Annotated in this window: 20 protein-coding genes and 1 pseudogene; 13 read left to right on the plus strand and 8 right to left on the minus strand. The window is 64.3% G+C overall.

The window, feature by feature from the left end:
* The first annotated feature begins 30 nt into the window (after positions 1–30).
* Positions 31–1,368 (plus strand): MFS transporter, encoded by a 1,338-nt coding sequence (locus tag F3J19_RS06495; RefSeq protein WP_167038969.1) that lies wholly within the window; start codon positions 31–33, stop codon positions 1,366–1,368.
* A gap of 439 nt (positions 1,369–1,807) precedes the next feature.
* Here the strand turns inward: F3J19_RS06495 and F3J19_RS06500 are convergent, their stop codons facing one another.
* Entirely contained in the window at positions 1,808–2,725 is a 918-nt protein-coding gene (locus F3J19_RS06500; RefSeq protein ID WP_345889899.1) for an AraC family transcriptional regulator, read from the minus strand.
* Between the two features lie 212 nt (positions 2,726–2,937).
* Here F3J19_RS06500 and F3J19_RS06505 point away from each other — a divergent pair, with 212 nt between their 5' ends.
* Positions 2,938–3,840, plus strand: coding sequence for an EamA family transporter (locus tag F3J19_RS06505; protein ID WP_167038973.1), 903 nt, complete (start codon positions 2,938–2,940; stop codon positions 3,838–3,840).
* A 211-nt stretch (positions 3,841–4,051) separates the two neighbouring features.
* The gene (locus F3J19_RS06510; protein ID WP_167038975.1) at positions 4,052–4,309 is read left to right on the plus strand and encodes a hypothetical protein; all 258 of its coding nucleotides are present in this window, start codon (positions 4,052–4,054) and stop codon (positions 4,307–4,309) included.
* Between the two features lie 183 nt (positions 4,310–4,492).
* On the opposite strand, the gene F3J19_RS06515 is transcribed toward F3J19_RS06510, so the two are convergent.
* A complete protein-coding gene (locus F3J19_RS06515; RefSeq protein WP_167038977.1) occupies positions 4,493–5,152 on the minus strand; it encodes a GntR family transcriptional regulator in 660 nt (219 codons plus the stop codon).
* A gap of 357 nt (positions 5,153–5,509) precedes the next feature.
* On the opposite strand from F3J19_RS06515, the gene F3J19_RS06520 reads away from it, so the two are divergent.
* Positions 5,510–6,649 carry a branched-chain amino acid ABC transporter substrate-binding protein gene (locus tag F3J19_RS06520; protein ID WP_167039325.1) on the plus strand — a complete coding sequence of 380 codons (1,140 nt, stop codon included), beginning with the start codon at positions 5,510–5,512 and terminating at the stop codon, positions 6,647–6,649.
* A 226-nt stretch (positions 6,650–6,875) separates the two neighbouring features.
* On the opposite strand, the gene F3J19_RS06525 is transcribed toward F3J19_RS06520, so the two are convergent.
* From F3J19_RS06525 to F3J19_RS06540, 4 genes are all read right to left on the minus strand, one after another.
* Positions 6,876–8,606, minus strand: a complete 1,731-nt coding sequence (locus F3J19_RS06525; RefSeq protein ID WP_167038979.1) for a cyclic nucleotide-binding domain-containing thioredoxin-disulfide reductase — start codon at positions 8,604–8,606, stop codon at positions 6,876–6,878.
* A gap of 84 nt (positions 8,607–8,690) precedes the next feature.
* Entirely contained in the window at positions 8,691–9,683 is a 993-nt protein-coding gene (locus tag F3J19_RS06530) for a DedA family protein/thiosulfate sulfurtransferase GlpE (protein ID WP_167038981.1), read from the minus strand.
* A 355-nt stretch (positions 9,684–10,038) separates the two neighbouring features.
* Complete coding sequence (locus F3J19_RS06535; RefSeq protein ID WP_008921056.1) at positions 10,039–10,290, minus strand: hypothetical protein; 252 nt, start codon at positions 10,288–10,290, stop codon at positions 10,039–10,041.
* A gap of 643 nt (positions 10,291–10,933) precedes the next feature.
* Positions 10,934–12,334, minus strand: a complete 1,401-nt coding sequence (locus tag F3J19_RS06540) for a GntP family permease (RefSeq protein WP_167038983.1) — start codon at positions 12,332–12,334, stop codon at positions 10,934–10,936.
* Between the two features lie 303 nt (positions 12,335–12,637).
* Here F3J19_RS06540 and F3J19_RS06545 point away from each other — a divergent pair, with 303 nt between their 5' ends.
* The 4 genes from F3J19_RS06545 (at position 12,638) to F3J19_RS06560 (ending at position 15,905) form a co-directional block, all read left to right on the plus strand.
* The gene (locus tag F3J19_RS06545) at positions 12,638–14,119 is read left to right on the plus strand and encodes a sigma 54-interacting transcriptional regulator (RefSeq protein WP_167038985.1); all 1,482 of its coding nucleotides are present in this window, start codon (positions 12,638–12,640) and stop codon (positions 14,117–14,119) included.
* 97 nt (positions 14,120–14,216) lie between these two features.
* Positions 14,217–14,477, plus strand: a complete 261-nt coding sequence (locus F3J19_RS06550) for a hypothetical protein (RefSeq protein WP_167038987.1) — start codon at positions 14,217–14,219, stop codon at positions 14,475–14,477.
* Between the two features lie 589 nt (positions 14,478–15,066).
* A complete protein-coding gene (locus F3J19_RS06555; RefSeq protein WP_167038989.1) occupies positions 15,067–15,270 on the plus strand; it encodes a hypothetical protein in 204 nt (67 codons plus the stop codon).
* A 338-nt stretch (positions 15,271–15,608) separates the two neighbouring features.
* Entirely contained in the window at positions 15,609–15,905 is a 297-nt protein-coding gene (locus F3J19_RS06560; protein WP_167038991.1) for an H-NS histone family protein, read from the plus strand.
* 26 nt (positions 15,906–15,931) lie between these two features.
* Here the strand turns inward: F3J19_RS06560 and F3J19_RS06565 are convergent, their stop codons facing one another.
* The gene (locus F3J19_RS06565; protein ID WP_167038993.1) at positions 15,932–16,471 is read right to left on the minus strand and encodes a hypothetical protein; all 540 of its coding nucleotides are present in this window, start codon (positions 16,469–16,471) and stop codon (positions 15,932–15,934) included.
* 288 nt (positions 16,472–16,759) lie between these two features.
* Here F3J19_RS06565 and F3J19_RS06570 point away from each other — a divergent pair, with 288 nt between their 5' ends.
* Both F3J19_RS06570 and F3J19_RS06575 read left to right on the plus strand, forming a co-directional pair.
* Positions 16,760–18,361 (plus strand): peptide chain release factor 3, encoded by a 1,602-nt coding sequence (locus F3J19_RS06570; RefSeq protein ID WP_167038995.1) that lies wholly within the window; start codon positions 16,760–16,762, stop codon positions 18,359–18,361.
* Between the two features lie 330 nt (positions 18,362–18,691).
* Entirely contained in the window at positions 18,692–21,259 is a 2,568-nt protein-coding gene (locus F3J19_RS06575) for a GNAT family N-acetyltransferase (RefSeq protein WP_167038997.1), read from the plus strand.
* A gap of 19 nt (positions 21,260–21,278) precedes the next feature.
* Here F3J19_RS06575 and F3J19_RS06580 read toward each other — a convergent pair whose 3' ends face one another.
* Entirely contained in the window at positions 21,279–21,824 is a 546-nt protein-coding gene (locus F3J19_RS06580) for a hypothetical protein (protein WP_167038999.1), read from the minus strand.
* A gap of 335 nt (positions 21,825–22,159) precedes the next feature.
* On the opposite strand from F3J19_RS06580, the pseudogene F3J19_RS06585 reads away from it, so the two are divergent.
* The 3 genes and pseudogenes from F3J19_RS06585 (at position 22,160) to F3J19_RS32980 (ending at position 23,510) form a co-directional block, all read left to right on the plus strand.
* Positions 22,160–22,631 (plus strand): annotated as a pseudogene (locus F3J19_RS06585) (type VI secretion system tube protein Hcp).
* Between the two features lie 104 nt (positions 22,632–22,735).
* Positions 22,736–23,137, plus strand: a complete 402-nt coding sequence (locus F3J19_RS06590; protein ID WP_167039000.1) for an STM2901 family protein — start codon at positions 22,736–22,738, stop codon at positions 23,135–23,137.
* Positions 23,109–23,510 carry a DUF1493 family protein gene (locus F3J19_RS32980; protein WP_167039002.1) on the plus strand — a complete coding sequence of 134 codons (402 nt, stop codon included), beginning with the start codon at positions 23,109–23,111 and terminating at the stop codon, positions 23,508–23,510. Before F3J19_RS06590 ends, F3J19_RS32980 begins: the two co-directional genes overlap by 29 nt.
* The last annotated feature ends 105 nt before the right edge of the window (positions 23,511–23,615 follow it).

Genomic DNA, 23,615 nt, shown 5'->3' on the forward strand with positions numbered 1-23,615 from the left:
GCGGCGCCGAATCCGGCATTGGAGACAAGCATGAGTGACCTGGGCGTAGCGGCGGACAGTAGCCGCACAGGCAGCGACGATCTCGCGGCCATCATCCGTAAAGTCGCGTGGCGGCTGATGCCGCTCATCATGATCTGCTACCTGTTCGCGTTCTTCGACCGCATCAACATCAGCTTCGCGAAGTTCCAGTTGCAGAGCGATCTCGGTCTGTCCGACACCGCATACGGCCTCGGCGCGAGTCTGTTCGTGATCGGCTATGTGTTGTTCGAAGTCCCGAGCAACCTGTTCCTCTACAAGGTCGGCGCGCGGCGCTGGATCGCGCGGATCATGATTTCGTGGGGTCTCGCGACCGCCGCGATGGTGTTCGTCAACAACGAATGGCAGTTCTACGGATTGCGCTTCGTGATCGGCGCGATGGAAGCGGGCTTCGCGCCCGGCGTGCTGTACTACCTGACGCTGTGGTTTCCGACCGCCTATCGCGGCCGCATCACGTCGATGCTGTTTCTCGCCTCGGCGTTTTCGGGGCTCGTCGGCGCGCCGCTCGCGGGGCTCGTGATCGGCCATCTGGACGGCGCGCTCGGCATGCCGGGCTGGCACTGGCTGTTCCTGCTCGGCGGCATGCCGTGCATCGTGCTCGGCGTGCTGGTGCTGCTGCTGCTGAAGGATCGCATCGAGGACGCGGGCTGGCTGTCGGCCACGGAAAAGACCGTGCTCTCCGCGCAGATCGCGCAGCAGAGCCGTCATCCCGCAAGCGGCCATTCGCTGATCGGCGCGCTCAAAACGCCGGGCTTTCTGACGCTCGGGCTCGTGTACTTCCTGATCCAGATCGCCTCGTACGGATTGAATTTCTGGGCGCCGCACCTGATTCACGTGGCGGGCACGAAGAACCCGACCGTGGTCGGTCTGCTGACGGCGGTGCCGTATGTGTGCGGTGCGATCTGCATGGTCGTGGTGGGGCGTCTGTCCGATGCGAGCGGCGAGCGGCGCAAGTTCGTGTTCGGGCTGCTGCTGATGTCGGCAATCGGCTTCTTTGCGGCGGGCTACTTCGACAAGCAGACCGCGTTGCTGGTCGTCGCGCTCGCGGTGATGGGCGCGGGCGTGGTGGCGTCGATCCCGGCGTTCTGGGCGCTGCCGCCGAAGCTGCTCGCGGGAGCCGGCGCCGCCGGCGGGATCGCGCTGATCAACACGCTCGGCCAGTTGGGCGGGATCGTGAGCCCGGTGATGGTCGGCCGCGTGAAGGATCTGACCGGCAGCACGACGCCGGCCTTGTACGTGATCGGTGTGCTGAGCGTCGTGTGCGCGCTGATCGTGCAGTATGGCCTGCCGGAGTCGCTGCGGCGCCGGGAAACCGAAACCGCGCAGGGATGATGGCGCGGACGGGACGGTGGGCTGCGTCGGACGATGCGCCCCGGCCCGCCGCCCCGTTGCCTGCTGCCGAACCTGGGAGAGATACGCCTGCTGCGTCAATCACTTGGCAGGGCTATGCGCAGGTTGTCCACAAGCTTGTTCCCAAAATATGTGGACAACTCGATGTCGAGGACGATGGGCGTTGTATGGTGTCCCTGGCAAAGCGGTCGGGCCGTGCGGTTTGCCGGGCGGCGGCGCAGGCTGCCTACGCCTGAACCGCAAGCCGATAATGCCGCTGCGTCAATGACTTGGATGGCCTATGAGAAGGTTGTCCACAGCCTTGCCAACATTTTACGTGGACAAGTTTCCACATCGGCTTTAGCTCAGCGATCCTCAATACCGGGTATGGGCTTCGCGTTTCCTACCTCAATTCCCGCCGCCGCCCGGGCTCATCCTTCAATCACCCGCCCATCACCTGCCGATACACGCTCGGCGTCACCCCCGCGCTCTCGCGGAAGCGATGGCTGAAGTGGCTCGCGTTCGCATAGCCGCACTGCTCGGCGATTCGCGCGAGCGGCAGCGCGGTCGTGTGCAATAGCGTGCGCGCGCGTTCGAGCCGCTGCTGCGCGATCCACGCGGCGGGCGGCAGACCGAACGACTCGCGGAACATGCGCGCCAAGTGGAACTCCGAGAGCGCCGCGACTTCCGATAGCTCGCCGAGCGTAAGCGGCTGCGCCAGATGGCTGTCGATATAGTCGCGCAGCCGCCGGCGCGTCGCGACCGACAGCCCGCCCTTCGGCGAGACGCCGGTGCGCCGCACGCCTTGTCCGCGCAACAGCAGGCTCAGCGCCTCATGCGCGGCTTCGTTGGTGCGCAGCAGGCCGTCGGGGCTTGACCAGTCCTCGTTGACGAGCGACTGGCACAGCGTCGAGAGATGCGGGTCCTCGAAATAGGTGCGATCGGCGAGCGTCAGTTCGCGCGGCTCGCGGTCGAGTTCCTGCACCGCGCGCCGCGTGAAGTGCTCGGGCAGGAAGTACAGGTGCATGAAATGCATGTGGCCGCGCACCCACCAGCGCGATTCGTGATCGCCGGGCAGCGCGCATAGCCGCGACGGCGCGCCGTAGTGGCCCGGCATTTTCTGGCGCTCGGTGCGGTAGCCGCCGTCGAGATAGCACGACAGCGTGTGATGGCCCGGCCGCTCGTAGACGGTTTCGGCCTCTTTCGTGTTGCGTGTCCAGAGCGCGATCGCGAGTCCGTCGCCGAGCCATGCGAAGCGGTCCAGATTCGCGTTGGCGCTGGCGAGCGTATGACAGACCGACTGCAGACCGAACGGCGTGCCGGCAGCGGAGATCTCGGGGATGGACGGGCTGGCGTTCACGGTGGCGAGCGGACGATGGGCGGCGAGTAGTGGATGGCTGAGCGGCCAGTATACGGCGAGCCTCGCGAGGCCGCCCAGCGCCGCAAAAATGTGCGCAATCCTGGACAAGTCCGGACGGCGGCGCGGCGGCATAGTCGGGTTTTCGTCATCGCGGCTTACCGTGGCCTGCCGCGCGACATGGCCGACCACGGATTGCCGACCCGGGCTTCATCATGAATCTGCTGCTCTATGTTTCGACCGTGCTGATCTGGGGCACCACCTGGATCGCGATCAAATGGCAACTCGGCGAGGTGCCGCCGCCCGTGTCGATTGCGTGGCGCTTCTGGATCGCGGCGCTGCTGCTGTTCGCGCTGCTGCGCGTCATGCGCCGGCCGATCTGGCCGCCGCGCGCCGCGTGGCGCTATCTCGTCGCGCAGGGCCTCGCGCTGTTCTGCCTCAATTTCCTGTGCTTCTACTACGCCGAGCAGATCGTGCCGAGCGGTCTCGTCGCGGTCGTGTTTTCCACCGCGCCGCTGCTGAACTCGATCAACGGCCGGCTGTTCATGGGCCGTCCGCTGCAACCGACGGCGATCGCGGGCGCGCTGCTCGGGCTCGTCGGCATCGTCTGTCTGTTCGTGCAGCAGATGGCCGGGCACCTCGGCGATCACACCGCGTGGCTCGGGCTCGGCGTCGCCTTGCTCGGCACGCTGTGCTTCTCGGCCGGCAACCTGTTGTCGAGCCGCATGCAATCGATGGGCCTGCATCCGTTCGCGACCAATAGCTGGGCGATGCTGATCGGCGCCGGCATCCTGACGATCGGCAGCCTGTTCGCCGGCTACTCGTTCGCGCCCGATCTGTCGCCGCGCTATCTCGGCGCGCTCGCCTACCTCGCGGTGTTCGGCTCGGTGATCGGCTTCACGGCCTACCTGATGCTGGTCGGCCGCATGGGACCGGAGCGCGCCGCGTACTGCACGGTGCTGTTTCCGATCGTCGCGCTGGCGGCGTCGACGATTTTCGAGGGCTATCGCTGGTCCGCGCTCGCGGTGGTCGGACTGCTGCTCGTGGTGGCCGGCAACCTCGTCGCATTCGATCTGACGCGGCGCATTTTCGTGCGGCGTACGGTGACGGGGTCGTGAGCGGGGGCTTCACCGCCACCGCTTAAGGTGAGGATGTTCGGGAGCGGAAAAAGCCTCTGCATCGACATCGGGTGAGTGTTTCCGGGAGCCGGTTTTACCGGCTCCGATAACCGACGAATGCCGGGGACACGAATGGACGGCGGCGCACGATCGGTATATAACAACGTGACAGGTTCGTTCACCGATGCATCAACAGGAGCGATGTTTCATCATGACGCAAGACGTTTCTCCCAAGCCGCCTTCCGATGATCGTCCCGGGATGGAGCAGCTCGACGCGGCGCTCAGCCATGTCGATCAACAGGTATCGTCGGGCAACATCGCGTCGGGTGCGGCGAAGGGCATTGTGTATAGCCTGATCGAAACGCTCGGCGCGCTGGTCGGCGATCCCGATCTGCCGGAGCATGCTCGCTCGGGTTACGAAGGACTGCTGGAAGCCGCGCGCGAGTTGCGCGCGAAGCTCGAGCACTAAGGCGGATTGCCGGATGGGCCGTTGATGAGGCCTTGAAGCGGGCCTTTGAAGCGGATCGTTGAAGCGTCCATCTGCCTTGGTGCCTCACGAGCGCTGTCCACGATAAAAAAGCGCACGGTGTCATTCACCGTGCGCTTTTTTTCATGCCTGCTCAGCGGCCTGACCGCCGGGTAGCCTGACCCGTTACCCGAGGCGGGCGACCGCCAGGACTTCGCGCTTGGTTTCGAGAATGTGCTGTTCGAGCAGCGTCACGACCTCGTCGACGGCGCGCCGCTTGCACGCGTCGAGAATGCGGTAGTGGTCGTGCTGCACGTCGTCCTTTTGCGTATCCAGCGACATCCGCAGATGCGGATAGCGATTCGTCGTGCTCAGGCAATACTCCTCGATCATCTTCTTGAGCCGCTCGTTATTCGACGGCGCGCACAGCGCCAGATGGAATTGCCGGTTGCACTCCGCCCATTCGGCCGGGGTCGTGGCGATGTCGTATGAGGCGAGGATGCGCTTCATCAGCTCGATGTCGGCGGACACCATGTTGGGCACCGCGAGCTTCGCCGCATAACTTTCGAGCGCGGCGCGGATGTCGAGCAGCTCGCAAATCTCGCTCGTCGACATCGCGATCACCACCGCGCCGCGATTCAGCTGATAACTGACCAACCCTTCCGCTTCGAGTTGCCGCAACGCTTCCCGCACCGGAATCCGGCTCGCGCCGAAGCGCTCCGCCAGATTTTCCTGGCGCAGTTGCGTACCGGGCGGCAACTGTCCCCGCAGGATTTCATCGCGCAGTTGATCCCGGATGGACTGCGGCAGCGATCGTTGCTCTGCCTTGGCCTGCACTGTCGTCATGGGTAAAAGCCGGTCGTGCGCCGACCGACGAAAAAAGTTGTCGTCAAAATTGTGGGTTGCTATGATTGTATCCAATCAGCGCATCTATGGATAAATATAACCAAGATGTGAATCCAATATGTCGTCGCACCAAAGCCTGGAAAACCATGCCCGACGCACCCGGAGACAAGCAACCCATCTTAGCGTATGACCCGGCTCGTCGGAGCGCGGGCCCGGTCCGCGTGTGCGCCGATTTCAGATGAGCAAAAAGCAGTGCCCAACGGCTTGACGGGCGCCGCGTCGGTTGTGCGCGGTGAGCCTTCTCGTGCCATTTCATAACGAAGATATAACGAAGACGAAGAGGAGCATCAGATGAGCATGAAACACATCGCATCTGGCGTGGCCGCCAGCGTGCTCTGTTTGAGCGGAGCGAGCGCGTTTGCGCAGCAGGCACAGGACGTGAAGATCGGTTTCGCCGCGCCGTTGACCGGCGGGCAGGCGCACTACGGCGAGGATTTCCGCAGCGGCGTGACGCTGGCGCTCGAAGACTTTAATGCCACCAAGCCGGTGATCGGCGGCAAGCCGGTGCACTTCGTGCTCGATGCGGCCGACGACCAGGCCGACCCGCGCACCGGCACGACCGTCGCACAAAAGCTCGTGGACGACGGCGTTGCCGCCGTGATCGGCCACTTCAATTCCGGCACCAGCATTCCGGCGGCGCCGATCTACGCGAAGGCCGGCATTCCGGAACTCGCGACCGCCACCGCGCCGGCTTACACCGCGCAAGGGCTGCCGACCACCTTTCGCCTCGTCACGTCCGATGCGCAGCAAGGCGGCGTGCTCGGCAAATACGCGGTGGAAGACCTGAAGTTCAAGCGTTTCGCGATCGTCGACGATCGTACCGCGTACGGCCAGGGCGTGGCGGAAGAATTCGCCAAGGCGGTCAAGGCGGCGGGCGGCACCATCGTCGCGCAAGAGTTTACCAACGACAAAGCCGTCGATTTTCGCGCCATCCTGACCCACATCAAGCAGGCGGACGCGGACGCGATTTTCTACGGCGGCGCGGACACGCAAGCCGCGCCGCTCCTCAAGCAGATGCGTTCGCTGGCGATCAGGAGCACGCTGATCGGCCCAGACATGATTCACTCCGATGAACTGCTCAAGATTGCCGGTCCTGCGGCTGAAGGCGTGCTGGCGTCGTCGGGCGGCAGTCCGCTGGACCAGATGCCGGGCGGCAAGTCGTACGTCGACCGCTACAAGAAACGCTTCGGCACCGAGGTCCAGCTGTATTCGCCATACGCGTACGACGGCACGATGGCCGTGCTCAACGCGATGAAGAAGGCCGACTCGGTCGATCCGCACAAGTATCTGCCGGTGCTGAAAGCAACGCAGATGAAGGGCGTGACGACCAACGAACTCGCCTATGACGATCACGGCGATCTGAAGTACGGCGGCGTGACCGTCTACAAGATGAACAACGGCGCATGGGCAGCGCTGCAAACGGTCGGCACGAAATAACCGCTGCGGAACGATCCGTTAATCGTGCCGCTGGCGCTGTATCGCGGCGTTGGCGGTAACGAGGCGGTCGAATCCGGCGGTGAGACTTGGGCGGTGAAAATCGCGGCGCAAGGAAGCTTAAGGTTTCCTGAGGGTCGTCCACCGGTTCGCGACCCGTGCCGCATGGCCCCGCGTGCGGCGCGGCGTTGACTCCAGACCCCAGCGCGCGAATCGCGGGCGATGAATCTCACGCGCCCAACGCCACCGCTTCCTCGCCGACCGCCGCCAGCAGTTGATGAATCTGCGCGACCACCGCCGCGCCTTCCCCCACCGCCGCCGCCACCCGTTTCGTCGACCCCGCGCGCGCGTCGCCGATCGCGTACACGCCCTTGACCGTGGTGGCGAGATCGCAGGCCGCGGCCGAGCCATCCGTGCCGACGCCGGTCAGCACGAAGCCCTTTTCGTCGAGCTGCACGCCGCAGGTGCGCAGCCATTCGGTGTTCGGGTCCGCGCCCGTGAAGAGGAACAGATGCCGCGTGTCGAGGCGGCTCACGCCATCGGGTAGCGGCCTTTTCAGCGCGACCGAGACGAGTCCGTCCTCATCGCCGTCGAGCCGGCCGATTTCCGAATTCGGATGCACGAACACGTTCGGCAGCGCGCGGATACGGTCGATCAGGTAGCGCGACATCGTCGCCTCGAAACCGCTGCGGCGAATCAGCACGTGGACCTTGGCCGCGTGCGTCGCCAGATAGACGATCGCCTGGCCGGCCGAATTGCCGCCGCCCACGAGCACGACTTCCTGGCGCTTGCAGAGCTTCGCCTCGACCGGCGAGGCCCAGTAATAAACGCCGCGTCCGTCGAAGCGTTCGAGCCCTTCGAGCGCGGGCCGCCGGTACACCGCGCCGCTCGCGATCACGATCGCCCGCGCGCTGATATGGCCGCCGCACTTCAGTTCGAGCCGGTACGGCGACTGGCCGCACTGGAGTGCCTTCACGTTGACCGGAATCGCGACGTGCGCGCCGAACTTCTGCGCCTGCACGAAGGCGCGGCCCGCGAGCGCCTGGCCCGAGATGCCGGTCGGAAAGCCGAGGTAGTTTTCGATCCGTGAGCTGGCGCCCGCCTGGCCGCCCGGCGCGCGGCTGTCGAGCACGATCACCGAAAGCCCTTCGGAAGCCGCGTACACCGCGGCGGCGAGGCCCGCCGGCCCGGCGCCGACGATTGCCACGTCGTACACGTGCGAGTCGTCGAGATCGGGCAGGAGGCCGAGGCAGGTCGCGAGTTCCGGCATGCTCGGATGACGCAGCACCGAGCCGTCCGGGCAGATCACGAGCGGCAGGTCCTCGCGCTGCGCGGCGAATTGCCCGATCAGACGCAACGCGTCTTCGTCGCGCTCGTCGATTACCGAATGTGGATGGCCGTTGCGCGACAGGAAGCCTTGCAGCATCACGAGCCGCGCGTCGTTGCTGTTGCCGATCAGGATCGGCCCGCCCGCGCCTTTTTCGATCAGCGAGACTCGCCGCAGGATCAGCGCCCGCATGATGCGCTCGCCGAGTTCCGCCTCGGCGACGAGCAGCGCGCGCAGACGCTCGGGCGGGATCAGCAGCGCCTGCACCGAACCGAGCGCCATGCCGTTGACGAGCGCCGGCTTGCCCGACAGTTGTCCGACTTCGGCCAGAAAATGTCCCACGCCATGCTCGCCGATTACGACCTCGCGGCCGATGCCGTCGCGCTGATACAGCTTCACGCTCCCTTCGAGCAGCACGAACATGCCGGGGCCGGGCTGACCGGTCTCGAACAGCAGTTCGCCGGCCTGCCAGTGACCGGTCTCGCCGAAGCGGCGCAGCCGGTCGATTTCCGCGCAGGTGAGCGCGGGGAACATCTGGTGCATGCGCGTCGACAGCGACGAAAACGGCGCGTCGGCGACGACTCCCTGCTGTCCGTCCATCTCTTGAGTCGAAACGTCCTGAGTCGAAAGCATTGAACCGCTCCTTCGGTGTTCATTGAACGATTGAACGGAAGGCGAAGCGGCGCGCGGGCACGCGCGAGAGCCGCGCGCGCCGTGCTAGACGGCTTTGGGCGCGACGTCCTCGACCGCGACTTCCGCCTTCGGCGCGTCGGGCAACGCATCCACCGGCTCGCCCGAGTCGCGCCACGCTTCCATGCCGCCGCGCAGCGGCAGCACGTCGGAGAAACCGGCCGCGCTCAGTTGCTTCGCCATCCATGCCGCGGAAATCTCGTTCGGGCAGGAACAGTAGATCACCAGCTTCTGGTCGTGCGGATAATTGGCGACGATGTTCTCGAGATGCCGCTCGTCGGCGAATTGCGCGCCGGGAATCACGAACGGATCGAGCTTGCGTTTCTCGTCCGAACGGATGTCGAACACGACCGGCGCGTTGCCGGCCGCGAACAGCTTGCCGAGTTCGTTGACCTCGATGCGTCCCGACTCGAGCGTCGCGAGCAACTGGCGGCGCCGGATCCACCGGTATGCCGCGTACAACAGCAGCAGCGCCACGACGATGAGCGCCGCGGTGCGGCCGAGCCGGCCGGCGACCGCGAACAGCATGTCGATCTGCCGCGAGAACAGCGCACCGATGATGAGCCCGGTGCCCGACCACAGCGCCGCGCCGATGCCGTCGTAGCTGAGGAAGGTGCGGTAGCGCGTGCCCATGGCGCCCGCCATCGGAATCGACACGATCGACAGGCCCGGGACGAACTTCGCGATGGCCAGCACGCGCACGCCCCAGCGGCCGAAGAAGCGCTCGGTTTTCTTCACGCAGGTGTCCCGCGAAAGCGACAGCCGGCAGATCGTTTTCAGCGTATTGCCGCCGTAGATGCGGCCGGCGAGATACCACGCGCTGTCGCCGATCAGGGTGGCGAAGATCGACAGCACGAGAACGGGCATCAGTTGCGTGCCGACGGAGCCGGGGTGCATCGCCGCCATCGCGCCGAACAGCACGAGTGACGGCATGGCCGGCACCGGCAGCCCGAGTGCGGCGGCCAGCACGTTGACGAATACGAGCGCGGGGCCGTATTGCTCGACGAGGTCATGTAGCATCGGTTTACGTCCGTGGCCCTTGCGGGCGCGTCACGGTGAGGAGAGCAAAGGGGAATGCAAGGATTATGGACGCATTTTCGAGGCGTGCAAACGACCCGGACGCGTGCCCGTCATGCACAGGTCGAAACGCGGTCATGGCGCGCCGGGGGCTTGGCGCTCGCGTGCGGAAACGATCGTAAAAACGCGCGCGCGCAGGCATGCGGAAAAGCGTCTTCTATTAGCCGCCGCGGCGGAACAACGATGCGCGGTTTGGCGCTCGCGGACAGGGCAGGCGCGAACAATGCCGCCTACCCGCATCGGCCGCGGGCGCGCGATGCGGGCAACGCATGCGGCGCTCGTGTGCCGCATGCCGGTTTTACTGACGATGATTGTGTTGCTCGCCCGGCAACTCGGCGCCGTGCGCGCGGATCGCGGCAATCAGTTCGGCGGGCGTGATTTCGTAGCGCACTTCGCGATGTATGCCCGGTTTGCGCTCATCGACTTCGATCAGCAGGATGCCTTTGCCGTCTTCGGTCGATTCGAGGCGCAGCGAGCGGAGTTCGCGCGCCGTTGCGTCGTCGTATTCGGTGAGCAGGGCCATTGACCCGGAGGACCCGGTGATGCGCATCGAAGTTGTCCTTCTTCCGTTGTTGATCGAATCATTGTACGGGCAGGCGCGCGTACCGTCTGCCGCGCCTGCCCGCCGTGCATGTCCTTCTCTGTCACGCCCGGGTTGTGCTTGAGTGTGGCGCCGCCTGTATGGTGACCCCGGTGCGTTTCAATCAGTTTAACGCGACTCCCCGCTATGACGACTGCATTTTTCATGCTCCTCGGCGGCGCGCGATGTGTGCGCGGTTGTCATGCGGGTGACGTGCGGGCAAGGTAGATGAGGCAATGCATTGCGGTACGGGTGCAGCGCGCAGGAGAGCTTACGGATCGTCAGGACAGCATAGCGGCGGCTCCCGTATTGACTCACCGTTGGCTGTTCGTCCTGCGGCTCGCAACGCCTCGTATTTCGTCCACCTGCGCCACGATCAGCAAGACCATGAAAAAATGGCCCGTCCGGATAAGCGGACAGGCCGTTAAACGCCGTTGTTACTCGGGTCAGCCTGCCCTTGCAACGATTGGGCGCTGACATTCCCATCCTCTTGCTTCAGTGGCGGCTTGTCGAGGTGGGAGTAATGCCGATCTATCAGATCAATGCGGCGGGGCCGGTAAAAACGCTCGCGCCCCGTGCGAACCGATGCAGTTGAACTGCAGTTAGGTCGGGGTTAAACCAGGCCCGTTGCGTAATACACGGTGATGACGAAGAACACGGCCAACGTCTTGATGACCGTGACCGCGAAGATGTCGCGATACGACTGGCGATGCGTGAGCCCCGTCACCGCGAGCAGCGTGATGACCGCGCCGTTGTGCGGCAGCGTGTCCATGCCGCCGCTCGCCATCGCGACCACGCGATGCAGCACTTCGAGCGGAATATGCGCGGCTTCGGCGCCCTTGATGAACACGTCCGACATCGCCGCGAGCGCGATGCTCATGCCGCCCGACGCCGAGCCCGTGATGCCCGCGAGCGTGCTGACCGACACGGCCGCATTGACGAGCGGATTGGGGATGCTCTTCAGCGCATCGCCGACCACGAGGAAGCCCGGTAGCGCCGCGATCACGCCGCCGAAGCCGTATTCCGACGCCGTGTTCAGCGACGCGAGCAGCGCGCCCGCGACCGCCGCCTTGGTGCCGACCGCGAAGCGCTGGCTCACGCGGCCGAACGCGGTCACGACGACCATCACGATGCCGAGCAGCAGCGCGCCCTGCACGGCCCAGATCGCGACCACGGCCTTGACCGTCGTTTCGACCGGCGCATGCAGGCCGGGCAGGATGTCCGGCGTGATCGTGTAGGTCGGGCCGTACCAGGTCGGAATCCAGCGCGTCAGCAGGAAGTTCGCGACGCCGACCACGACGAGCGGCGCAACCGCGAGCAGCGGATGCGGCAGCTGCTTCGACTCGACGCGCTCCGGTTCGTTGACGAGTTCCGTGCCGTAGCCTTCGCCGGTCGCCATCGCGGCGCGGCGGCGCCATTCGAGATACGTCAGGCCGACCGCGATGATGAACAGCGAGCCGATCACGCCGAGCGTCGGCGCGGCCCACGAGGTCGTCTTGAAGAACGTCGTCGGGATGATGTTCTGGATCTGCGGCGTGCCGGGCAGCGAGTCCATCGTGAACGAGAACGCACCGAGCGCGATCGCGCCGGGCATCAGGCGCTTCGGAATATTGCTCTGGCGATACAGTTCGGCCGCGAACGGGTAGACCGCGAACACGACCACGAACAGCGATACGCCGCCGTAGGTGAGCAGTGCGCACACCGCGACGATCACCGCATTCGCGCGCGAGCGGCCGATATAGCGGATCGCGGCTGCGACGATCGCTTCCGAGAAACCCGACAGTTCGATGACCTTGCCGAACACGGCGCCGAGCAGGAACACCGGGAAGTAGAGCTTCACGAAGCCGACCATCTTGTCCATGAAGATGCTCGTGAAGACGGGCGCGACGGCGGTGGGTTCGGTGGCGAGAACGGCGGCGAGCGCGGCGATCGGCGCAAACAGGATGACGCTGTAGCCGCGATACGCGGCGAACATCAGGAACGCCAGCGCGGCGAGGACGATGACAAAGGACATTGAGTCTCCAAAGCTTGGTTGTTCTGCATGTAGGCCGCGCTGACGACACGGCGGGGCGGCGGCGAAAGCGCGTGCTCGTGCCGTGCCCGATGGCGTGAGCCGGACGCTTGTGACGGCATCGTGAGGCAACGCGGCCGATTGTACAGAAACGTCTCCGATTCGGGACGTCATTGTGCTGAAGATAGCCAAAACCTGGGATAAACCTCAATAAAACAGGCTTTGCCGCATGTCTCTAAATGGAGATAATCGTGTCCACGAAAAGAGACAAAAACAAGCACTACGATACGTGGAGACAGCGACAGCATGATGACCGACTGGGCGGGCTTGCCCGCCACCTACGGCGACGTATTGCGCCGGGCGATGGATTCGCTCTTTCGCACGTTCGAGAATTTCAGCGAAGGCACCTTCATCGTCGACGCGCAAGCGCGCGTCGTCTGGATCAACAAGCGCTACGCGGCGCGCTTCGGCTTCCCGGACCCGCAGCAGGCGATCGGCCGCGATTGCGAAGCGGTGATCCCGAACAGCCTGATGCGCGAGGTCGTGAACACCGGCAAGCCGATCCTGCTCGACATCATGGAGACGGATCGCGAACCGCTCGTCGTCACGCGTCTGCCGCTCAAGGACGACGCCGGCGCGACGATCGGCGCGGTCGGCTTCGCCCTGTTCGACGAATTGAAGGCGCTCACGCCGCTCTTTTCGCAGTACTCGCGGCTGCAGCAGGAACTGATCGCGACGCGCCAGTCGCTCGCGCAGGCGCGTCGCGCGCGCCATACGTTCGGCAGCTTCGTCGGCACGAGCGCGGCGTCGCTCGAAGTGAAGCGCCAGGCGCGGCGCGCGGCGCAACTCGAAGCGCCGGTGCTGCTGTCCGGCGAAACCGGCACCGGCAAGGCACTGCTCGCGCATGCGATCCACGGCGGCTCGGCGCGCGCGCATCGGCCGCTCGTGAGCGTCAACGTCGCGGCGCTTCCGGAGACGCTGCTCGAAGCCGAACTGTTCGGCGCCGCGCCCGGCGCGTATGCGGGCACGGACCGCAAGGGGCGCGTCGGCAAGTTCGAGCTTGCCAACGGCGGCACGCTGTTTCTCGGCGAAATCGGCGATCTGCCGCTGCCGTTGCAGGGCGCGCTGCTGCGTGTGTTGCAGGACAAGGAATTCGAGCCGCCCGGCTCGAACCGGATCGCGCATGCGGACGTGCGGATCATCGCGGCGACCTCGGTGGACCTGCCCGCGCTGGTCGCGGCCGGGCGCTTTCGCGCGGACCTGTTCTACCGGCTCAACGTATTGACGATCCACGCGCCCGCGTTACGCGAGCGTTCATCCGATATCGAAGCGCTTGCGTATGCGATGCTCGAAGACCTCGCGGCGCAGACGCGCGGCGGCGCTCACTTCGAATTGCAGGACGACGCCTTGCGCCTGCTCTGTGCGTACGACTGGCCCGGCAACGTGCGCGAGTTGCGCAACACGCTCGAGCGCGCGGTGATGCTGTCCGACAGCGAGCGGATCGACGCGCGCACGCTCGCGCCGTTCCTCGGCGCGGGGCAGGGCGGCGCGTTTGCCGCCGTCTTGCCGAAGGCAGCCGGGCCGGCCCATGCCTCCGGTGCCGCGGACCTCGCGGATATCGCCGCCGCACCGGCCTTATGGAGCGACGCCATGGCCGCCTACGAGAAGCGTTTCCTCAGCGATGCATTGCGCGCGAACGGCGGCCGCGTGATCGACACCGCGAAGCAGATCGGCATGGGCCGCGCGACGCTGTACAAGAAGATCGCGGCGCACGGCATCGAGGTCTGAGCGGCGCGTTCGCGCGCATGCCGCCGCAAGTGACGCAGTGCGAGTGCCGCGTGGCACAATCGCGTGATCGAACAACAAGACGTGATCGGGGCATCCAATGAAACGCTGTCTTTCTCTCTTCGCGCGCCGTTCGGGCATCATGCTGGCTGCCGGTGCGGTCGTCGCGCTCGGCGGTTGCAGCAGCAGTGCGCCGTTGTTTCTCTCGGATGGCCGCGCGACCACGCTCGTGCAATGTCCGGTCGGCTCCGACTCGTGTTCCCAGCAGGCGAGCGCCAGCTGCAGCGGCGCATACGACGTCGTGCGTCAGTCGAGCGAGGGCGGCACGCTCAGCCTGATCTACGCCTGCCGCGCGAAGTAACCGGCACGCCAGTCACGCCAACGCCGCGCCGGTGCAACGCCGGCGCCGCCCGTACAGTCGCTACGGCACCGGCGCTTTCTGCGGATTGCGATCCAGTAAAACATGCGGGCTTTTCAGGCGCTATACATTGACGCTGCGCCAGTTAATCGTTTTTCCACCGCCTCAATCTCTTTATTTAGCATGCTCGTATTATTTCGACGAGCGCATGGCCGTCACAAATCGGTGCGTGTAATACACGTCCGATATCGGGTTGACATACAACATGGCTTTTACGAGCGGCGCTTTACCGGAGGCGCGCCGTGTACCCCCACAATTATTTTCCGCGAGAACATGGATTAAGCGTTAGCGGGTTCACCGTCGAACGTCGTCGGTGCGGAAGGTAACGGAACGCGAAGTTCGACAGCAGTATTCTTTTTAAACCGTTAGCGATTTAACCCCCGGCGGGCAGATTTTGCCGGGTTTTTCTGATGCTAGCAGGCGCTCAGGAAGTATTTTCCGCTCACGGTCGGGCCATGTCAGCGTGCGCTGGCTATCGCACTCATGTTTCGATTTTGCTTCGATATTAATCAATAGAAAACGGGGAAAAGCAATGAATCATCAGCAACTCGAAAAAGACATTGAGCATCTGGAGCAGATAATTTCCCATATTTCCGCAGAAGACCGTATTCCGTTGTCCTATTGGCGCAACCGGATCGAACTGGTTTCCTGCGCGGCTCTGGTGCCGTCGCAGGCCACTCGCGTCAAACGCCTGAATGCGGCGCTTAATGCACTCGAAAAACGGCGGAAAGTTTAATTGCCGGGAACCTGATTCCGGCAATCAAGGAAGTCCATGCATTCTTCGGCCGGGCAATTTTTTCGACCCGGCATGCGCCTATCGCGCTCGCGCGGCTGACTGGTCGAAGCCGCAAAAGCGCTGGCCGGTGCGCCCTCCCGATCGTCGACGATTGAGCGCCTTGAGTGTGCCTCGTGCCCATCGCACTCATCGCGCGGGCGGCACGGCTCGCGCGGTCATTCAAGCCATCCAGGTATACGCCGCATTCACACGGTCGCGCGATTCACTATGCTGTGCTTGATTCCTCTGATAGTGTCCGCACAGCACAGCAGTTCGTCCAATGAGTGGGGAGCACCGGCATGGCCTCTTACAAACAGTTGACCGCACAACTCGAAAAACTCCATAAGGAAGTCGCCGTGGCTCGCGAACGCGAAATCGCGCAGGCCATTGCCGAGATCAGGCAGAAGGTGGCCGAATACGATCTCACCGCCGAGGAACTCGGTTTCACGAGCCCGGCGAAGCCGAAGCGCAAGGCTGCTTCGGCAGGGGTTGCCAAGTACCGCAACCCGAAAACCGGCGAAACGTGGAGCGGTCGCGGCCGTTCGCCCGCCTGGCTGGCCGGCAAGAATCGCGAGCGTTTTCTGATCGACGTTTGAGGCGTTCCGGCGCCGTTGGTCCATGCTCACCGACGCTTATCGAAGGCGTCGATGCCCGTTGGCGTGTAGCGTATTGCCATCGTCGCGCGATGCTCGCCGTGATTCGCTGCCGCCTTCTTTTCCCGATGTGATCCGCTTTCATCCGCGCCGTTGTCCAGGTCCTGAAAACGCTCACCTTTGAGCCGGGTTCGAATGCGAGTCGCGAGCTTTGTCGATGCGTTCGAGACTCGCGTGCTCGCTTCGGTGAGCCAGGTTTTATTGCGCGACGCACCGCCGGGCGCATACGCCGCCGCCGCGTTCCGGTGGCATACAGCGCTTGCCGAAAACCCGTACCCGCCTTTGCTGGCGGGCGTTTCCAGGCGTTTTCGAGCGGTTCGGCGCGGCGTATCGATAGCGATGCAGAGCGTTGCCGCCGTTTCTCCACGGCTTGCTTTTACGTTCCGCGCGCCGTAGCAGGTGCAGGGATGATCTTCGCGATCCTCACCTTTCGTCGCGTTTCGATTGCCATTGGCGAGAGTCCCGAAAACGCTCACCTTTCCCGCGCGAATGCGCACGCCGGCGTCCATGCCCGAGCATCGGGCGGCCCATGCCCCGCCCATCGCGCCGTTTCCACCGACCCCCTTTCCCCCGGCCGCCGCGCCGGACGTGTATCATTCGCACCTTGCGCGGCGATTCCCGCATTGTCGAACGCTGAGCCATGACCCGTTCGCCCGTCGTTTTCGACGCGGCACGAGCCGGTCGATCCCGGCTCTCGTCCGACTCCCGCAACTCGACGCCGCCGCGCCACGCGCGGCATACCGGCCGTCCGAGGCCGCGGCAATCGCCCGAACCCCTTTCCGTGACCGCCCGATCCGATGTCAGTCTCCGAACTCAAACGCCGCCGCACGTTCGCGGTCATTTCCCACCCGGACGCGGGTAAAACCACGCTGACCGAAAAGCTGCTGCTGTTCTCGGGCGCGATCCAGATTGCCGGCACCGTGAAGGGCCGCAAGAGCAACCGCTACGCGACGTCCGACTGGATGGAGATCGAAAAGCAGCGCGGCATTTCGGTCGCGAGTTCGGTGATGCAGTTCGAGTACGGCGATTGCGTCATCAACCTGCTCGACACGCCGGGCCACGAGGACTTCTCCGAAGACACCTACCGCGTGCTGACCGCGGTCGACGCCGCCGTGATGGTGATCGACGGCGCGAACGGCGTCGAAGCGCAGACGCTGAAGTTGCTCGAAGTCTGCCGCAGCCGCAAGACGCCGATCGTTACCTTCATCAACAAGCTCGACCGCGAAGTGCGCGAGCCGCTCGAACTGCTCGACGAAATCGAGCAGCACCTTGGCGTGTCGGCGGTGCCGTTCACGTGGCCGATCGGCATGGGCAAGGATTTTCAGGGCGTCTATGACGTCCAGCGCGACCAGGTGCGCGTGTTCCGCGCGGGCCAGGACACGGCCGGCGGCGAAGTCGAAACGCTGCAGGCGCTCTCCGACGAGGAAGGCGAGCGCCGTTTCGGCCACGCATGGGTGCGCGCGAAGGAAGAGATCGATCTGATCAGCGGCGCGACGCCCGCGTTCGATCGCGAGCAGTTCCTCGCGGGCCAGCAATCGCCGGTGCTGTTCGGCTCGGCGATCAACAACTTCGGCGTGAAGGAAATTCTCGACGCGCTCGTCGATCTCGCGCCGCCGCCGTCGATGCGCATGACGGTGCAGCGCCCCGTGCTGCCCGAAGAGCCGAAGTTCACCGGCGTCGTGTTCAAGGTGCAGGCGAACATGGACCTCGCGCACCGCGACCGCGTCGCGTTCATCCGCGTGTGTTCGGGGCGTTTCGAGCGCGGTATGGCGGTGAAGGTCACGCGGTCGAACAAGACGTTCCGCGCGAACAACGTCGTGACGTTCCTGTCGCAGCGCCGCGAGACCGTGAGCGAGGCGTATCCGGGCGACATCATCGGGATTCCGAATCACGGCACGCTGAGTCTCGGCGATACGCTGACCGAAGGCGAGCAACTGCAATTCGTCGGCTTGCCGTTCTTCGCGCCGGAAATTTTCCAGACCGTCGAAGTGGTCGATCCGATGCGCGCGAAGCAGCTTGGCGAAGCGCTGAAGCAGCTTGGCGAGGAAGGCGCGATTCAGGTGTTCCGTCCCGAAGCGGGCGGCCTGATGATTCTCGGCGCGGTCGGCCAGCTGCAGTTCGAGGTGGTGTCGCACCGGCTGTCGACGGAGTACAAGGTCGACGTGCGCATGGCGCCGGCGCGTTACCGCCTGTCGCGCTGGGTGACCTGCGACGACGCGGCCGAATTGCGCCGCTTCACCGATTCGTACTCGGCGCGGATCGCGCTCGATGCGTCCGACGCGCCGACCTATCTGGCCTCGCACGTGTCGGAGATCGAAGTCGCGCAGAAAGCGTGGCCGAAGATCGTGTTCAACGAGTTGCGCGAGCACTCGGGGGCACCGTTCAGGAAGACGATGTAAGGGCGTGAGGCGAGCGATAAGTCCGCTTTTCGCCGCTTCGCCTCCGAGCTTTTCAGCGCTGCATGGAGAAAAAACCGCGTCGGTTCATATCGACGCGGTTTTTTCTTTGCGGCGCGGAACATCGCGACACCGCGATACTGCGGCGCAGTGCGTCAACCACACGCATCGCCGCATTTTCGGCACCTCATCCCGCAGCCACGCCCCCAGCGCCTGCACATACCGCTCCATCACCGGCAATCCGGAATGCGCGTCCGACTTCGCCTATGCTGACGGAAGCGCCCGCCTCGTCGCGAAGCCGGCTCTTTTCCACTCCAACCGCATGGAGCGCCCGTGACCGTTCGCAATCTCGACGCCCTGTTCCGACCCAAATCCGTCGCCGTGATCGGCGCGTCCGAGCGGCCGGGCAGTACCGGCGCGATGGTCTGGGCGCGCGTGCTCGAAGGCGGCTTCACGGGCCCGCTGTGGCCGGTCAATCCGAAGTACGAAACGCTCGGCGGCCACGCGGTGATTCGCGATGCCGGCGATCTGCCGCAAGCGCCTACCGTCGCGGTGATCTGCACGCCGCCCGCGACGTGGCCCGCGCTGATTCATCGGCTCGGCGGCATGGGCACGCGCGCCGCGATCATCGTCGGCGAGGCGCGCGGCGAGGAAAGCCGGCTCGCGCTGCGGCAGGCGCTGTCGGCGGCGCGGCCGCATTTGCTGCGCATCGTCGGGCCGGGCAGCCTCGGCGTGGTGTCGCCGGCGCTCGGCGCGCATCTCGGCGCGCCGTCGTGCACGGTCAAGGCGGGCGGCGTCGCGTGGGTGTCGCAGTCGAATGCGCTGACCAACGCCGTGCTCGGCTGGGCGCAAGCGCGCGGGCTCGGCTTTTCGCATGCGGTGGCGCTCGGCGAGGAAGCCGACGTCGACGCTGGCGACGTGCTCGACTATCTCGCGAGCGATCCCGGCACGCGCGCGATCCTGCTCGAACTCGATAGCGTGCGGGCCGCGCGCAAGTTCATGTCGGCCGCGCGCGCGGCGGCGCGCAACAAGCCGGTGCTGGCGCTGCGCTCGGGCCGCGCCGATCCCGCCGACGGCCTCTACACCGCCGCGTTCCGGCGCGCGGGCCTCGTGCGCGTCGATGCGCTCGACGATCTGCTCGACGAAATCGAAACGCTCGGCGTGGGGCGCGTGGCGGCGGGCGGCACCGCGACGCTGATTACGAGCGACCGGGGGCTCGCGACGCTCGCCTGCGATGCGTTCGCGGCCGCCGGCGGCATGCTCGCGCCGTGGCCCGCCGAGGTGTCGGAGGCGCTGCGGGAAGCGCTGCCGCACGCGGTCGGCGGCAATCCGCTGCAACTCGGCGACAACGCGCGTCCCGAGCATTTCGGCACCGCGCTGAAGCTGCTCGCCGAGCATCGCGACACGGGCACCGCGTTCGTGGTCCACGCGCCGACGCATGGCGCGCCGGTTGGCGAAGTCGCGCAGGCGCTGATCGAGCATCAGCGTTTCGCGTATCGAGGGCTGCTCGCGTGCTTCTTCGGCGGCGTCGATGCGACGATGCGCGACGCGTTGCACGCGCAGGGCATTCCGGTTCATACGACGCCGCAGCGGCTCGCGCGCGCGTTCGCGCGTCTCGTCGATTACCGGCTCGGCCGCGAACTGCTGATGCAAACGCCGGAGGGTTTGCCCGCGCGGATTCCCGAGGCGATCGACGCGGCGCAGGCGCAGGTCCGGGAGACGCTGGCGGCGGGCGAGAGCCGGCTCGCGGGGGCCGCGGCGGCGCGGTTTCTGGGGCGCTTCGGCTTGCAGGTGGAGGGGCATGAGGGCGCGGACGCGGCGCGGCGCGCGGCAAGTCATGCGGCGGGCGGCGTGGTCGATGGCGCAACAGGCGGCGCAACGAACGAAGCAACAGATGAGGCAACGGGCAGCGCGCCAGGCAACACCGCCAGTACGACGCCAAGCGCTACGGTAAACGCTACGGCACAGCCCCCAAATCCCATCGTCGACATCACCGTCGAACTCCACGATGACGACAACTTCGGCCCCGTATTCCGCTTCACCACGCCGCCCGTCGATGGCGTGTTCGAGGCGATACGCGTCTACGGCCTGCCGCCGCTCAACCCGATGCTCGCGCGCGATATCGTCACGCGTTCGCACTACGCGCGGCTCGTCGCGCCGGAGCCGCCGCTCGCGGCGCTGACGTCGCTCTCGCAGGCGGTCTGCGAGGTGCGCGAGATCGTCGGGATTGCGTTGCGGCTCAGGGTCTACGCGGATCGTGTGACGGTGGTCGATCCCGTGCTGAGTCTCGGCGCGCAGCGCAGCCGCCTCGCGATCGTGCCGTATCCGCGCCGCTTCGAGGAGACGCTCGACTGGCACGGCATGCGCGTGACCGTGCGGCCGATTCGTCCCGAGGACGAAATCGCGCATCGCGACTTCGTGCAGGCGATGACGCCCGAGGATTTGCGCTTGCGCTTCTTCGGCGCGGTCGGGGCGTTCGATCATTCGCAGCTCGCGCGCATGACGCAGATCGACTACGACCGCGAAATGGCGCTGATCGCGACGATCGACAACGAAGCGGGCGTCGCGCAGACGCTCGGCGTGGTACGCGCGGTGGCCGATCCCGACAACGAGACGGCCGAATTCGCGGTGGCCGTGCGCTCGGACCAGAAAGGCCGGCGCCTCGGCCAGTTGCTGATGCAGCGGATCATCGCGTACGCGCGGGCGCGCGGCACTCACTGGCTGGTGGGCGAGGCGTTGCGCGAGAACGGCGCGATGATCGCGCTCGCGAGGTCGAGCGGCTTCACGATCACGCGGACTGACGATCCCGGCGTGGTCGGCTTCCGGATGGCGCTCGACGAAAGCATCGAGGCGGATGCGAAGAGCGGGCCGAAGTTCGGGGAGCCGCAGCCCGCGCGTTGAGCGGTTGAGCCAGCCCGGCTTACGCCGCCAGCTTCCCCGCGGCCTCGTCGACCTGCGCGCGCGTCACGGCGAGTTCGTCGAGCCAGGCCTGCGCGTACACCGCGCCGGTTTCGCGCTCGAGCCGCGCGATCGTCGCCGCACAACGGTTCGCATCCTTCAGCGTCGAGATGAACGACTTCACCGACTCGCCGCCCTTGAACGCATCGAACAGCGGCACGCGGATTTCGTCGGGCAGCGCACGCGTCGTCCATTGATACGGCTTGCCGTTGAACGTCAGCGACGGCGGCAGCACGCGCTCCTTGCGCGCGGCCGGAATCAGGCCGAAGGTGCGCGCCGCTTCGCCGATCTGTTCGGAAGAAAACAGCTCGTCGGGCGTGATGTCGAATTGCTGGATGAAGGTCTCGATGCTTTGCATCGCGGCGGCGCGATCGTCGCGGCGCTTTTGCGCGTGAGCGACGATGTCGCGCAGTTCGTCGGCTTCTTCAGGGGTGATCGTGAAGCTCGACTGCTTCTGCTGGAGTTCGGAAAAGCGCTGAAATTCGGAATCGGTCAGAAGTTTGGCCATTGCTCAATCGATGCGCGCACGAGTCTGCTTATGCGGCGTAATTTTGGAAGGGTCGCCATTCTAAACCATGTGGGGGAGTGGTCACGATGCCGGGAGTGAAACTGGGGCCGCGCCATGAATGTTGGGGTGTAGCGGTTCGTGGCGTTGAGCGCAGAGCAACGAATAGCGTGCGGCCCGACAGGAAATGCCCTGATTACCTTGGCTAACAGGGGCGACACAATTAGATTGTTAAAAATGACTATCCCGAAATTAAATATTGAAATTTAAGATGAATCCGCAATTAGAATCGGTAGCGAGGAGTCGTCAAGGAAATTCGAAAATAAACGGAAATTGAAATGGCCGATATTTTTATCAAGATCGACGGTATCACCGGTGCATCGCAGGACACAACGCATCCTGATGAAATCGAGGTTCTTGGTTGGAATTGGAAAATCACACAGCAGTCCAGCATGCATTCCGGTTCGGGTCGTGGTGCAGCTAGGGCAACAGTTTCGGATTTGCATTTCGTACACAGGATCGATCGCACAAGTCCTAATCTGGCGAGTTACTGTTTTCGGGGATCACATGTTCCTAAGGCCGTGCTCACCATGCGTAAGGCCGGCGGTGCTCCTCTGGAGTATCTGAAAATCACGCTGTACGACGTGATTGTTTCGCACGTTGAGCCGGCGGCCAATGACGGCCTGGATTTGGAGCATGTCGCGCTGTCGTTTGCACGCATCAAGAAGGAATATGTAGTGCAGCGCGACTGGCGGCAGTCGGGGGACAGTGACCGCGTTGATTGATGTAAAGCAGAATAATGTCAGTTGAGATTACGCAGCAATGAATGAATACGAGCGGCTACTAAACGACGAGTCAACGTCTCCAGTAAATCACTATTCGTATGGGGACGCAATGATCTTACGGCCTGTGAGTTGTACATTGCGGTGCTGACGGAGGAAATATGTAAGCGACTGGGCGCGGCGGATGTTGCTGCGATTATTGCATTCTTGATCGGTCAACCGTTTCTCACAACCAGACAGAAATTTGCGGGCACTACGCCCGGAACTTCCATCGCATCGCAGATCGCCAGGGAGCTTCTTGATTTCAATCTTCCAGTTAGAGTTCCAACGCTGACCAATCAGTCTATGGCGGCCTTGCGCTTTTCAATGACGTGCAATCTTGGGGCCGTTGTAGGTCGATGGACGCCTCAAATTGGCGCGATGATCCTGGTTTATGACGTTGTTATGATTGATCTCACGACTACTTTGCACTTCAACAAGCTCGCAAAACCAGAGGACAGAATCAGTGATCGAACGGTCGGAACACTCGGCTAAAGAGGCATGGCAACAGCTCGAGAAATTCCTGAGAGAGCGGAAATATCTGTCTCTGCGTGAGGTATTGCGGCCTGATATGGATATTCGATGGGATTTGGGAATGGATGGACACGATGCCGTACATTTTTTTCCCGACTTCTTCGAGGTATTCCAGATCAGGAGCGGCGACTTTACATACGATAAGTATTTTGATGGAGAGAGCGTCAATATTTTTTCTACCGTATGCACGCTTTTATTCGCGCTGTTCTTCAAAAAATTTCGCAAAGAGATACGCGAAAAAAACGAATCGACAAAACTAACGGCCGGGATGCTCCAACGTGCTATCGAACTCGGTATGTGGGATAGCCAACGCCTGATGGAGCCGGAAAAGTAATAACCGAACGGCCCGCTGACATACGGGCTTTTTTTGCAACGGCGTTGAGTCCATCGCGAAGTGCACGCGTCTACCCGTTCCCCTTCCAATCAAAACCCGCCCTGC

The sequence above is a fragment of the Burkholderia sp. Ax-1724 genome (assembly GCF_011752995.1).
GTDB lineage: Bacteria > Pseudomonadota > Gammaproteobacteria > Burkholderiales > Burkholderiaceae > Paraburkholderia.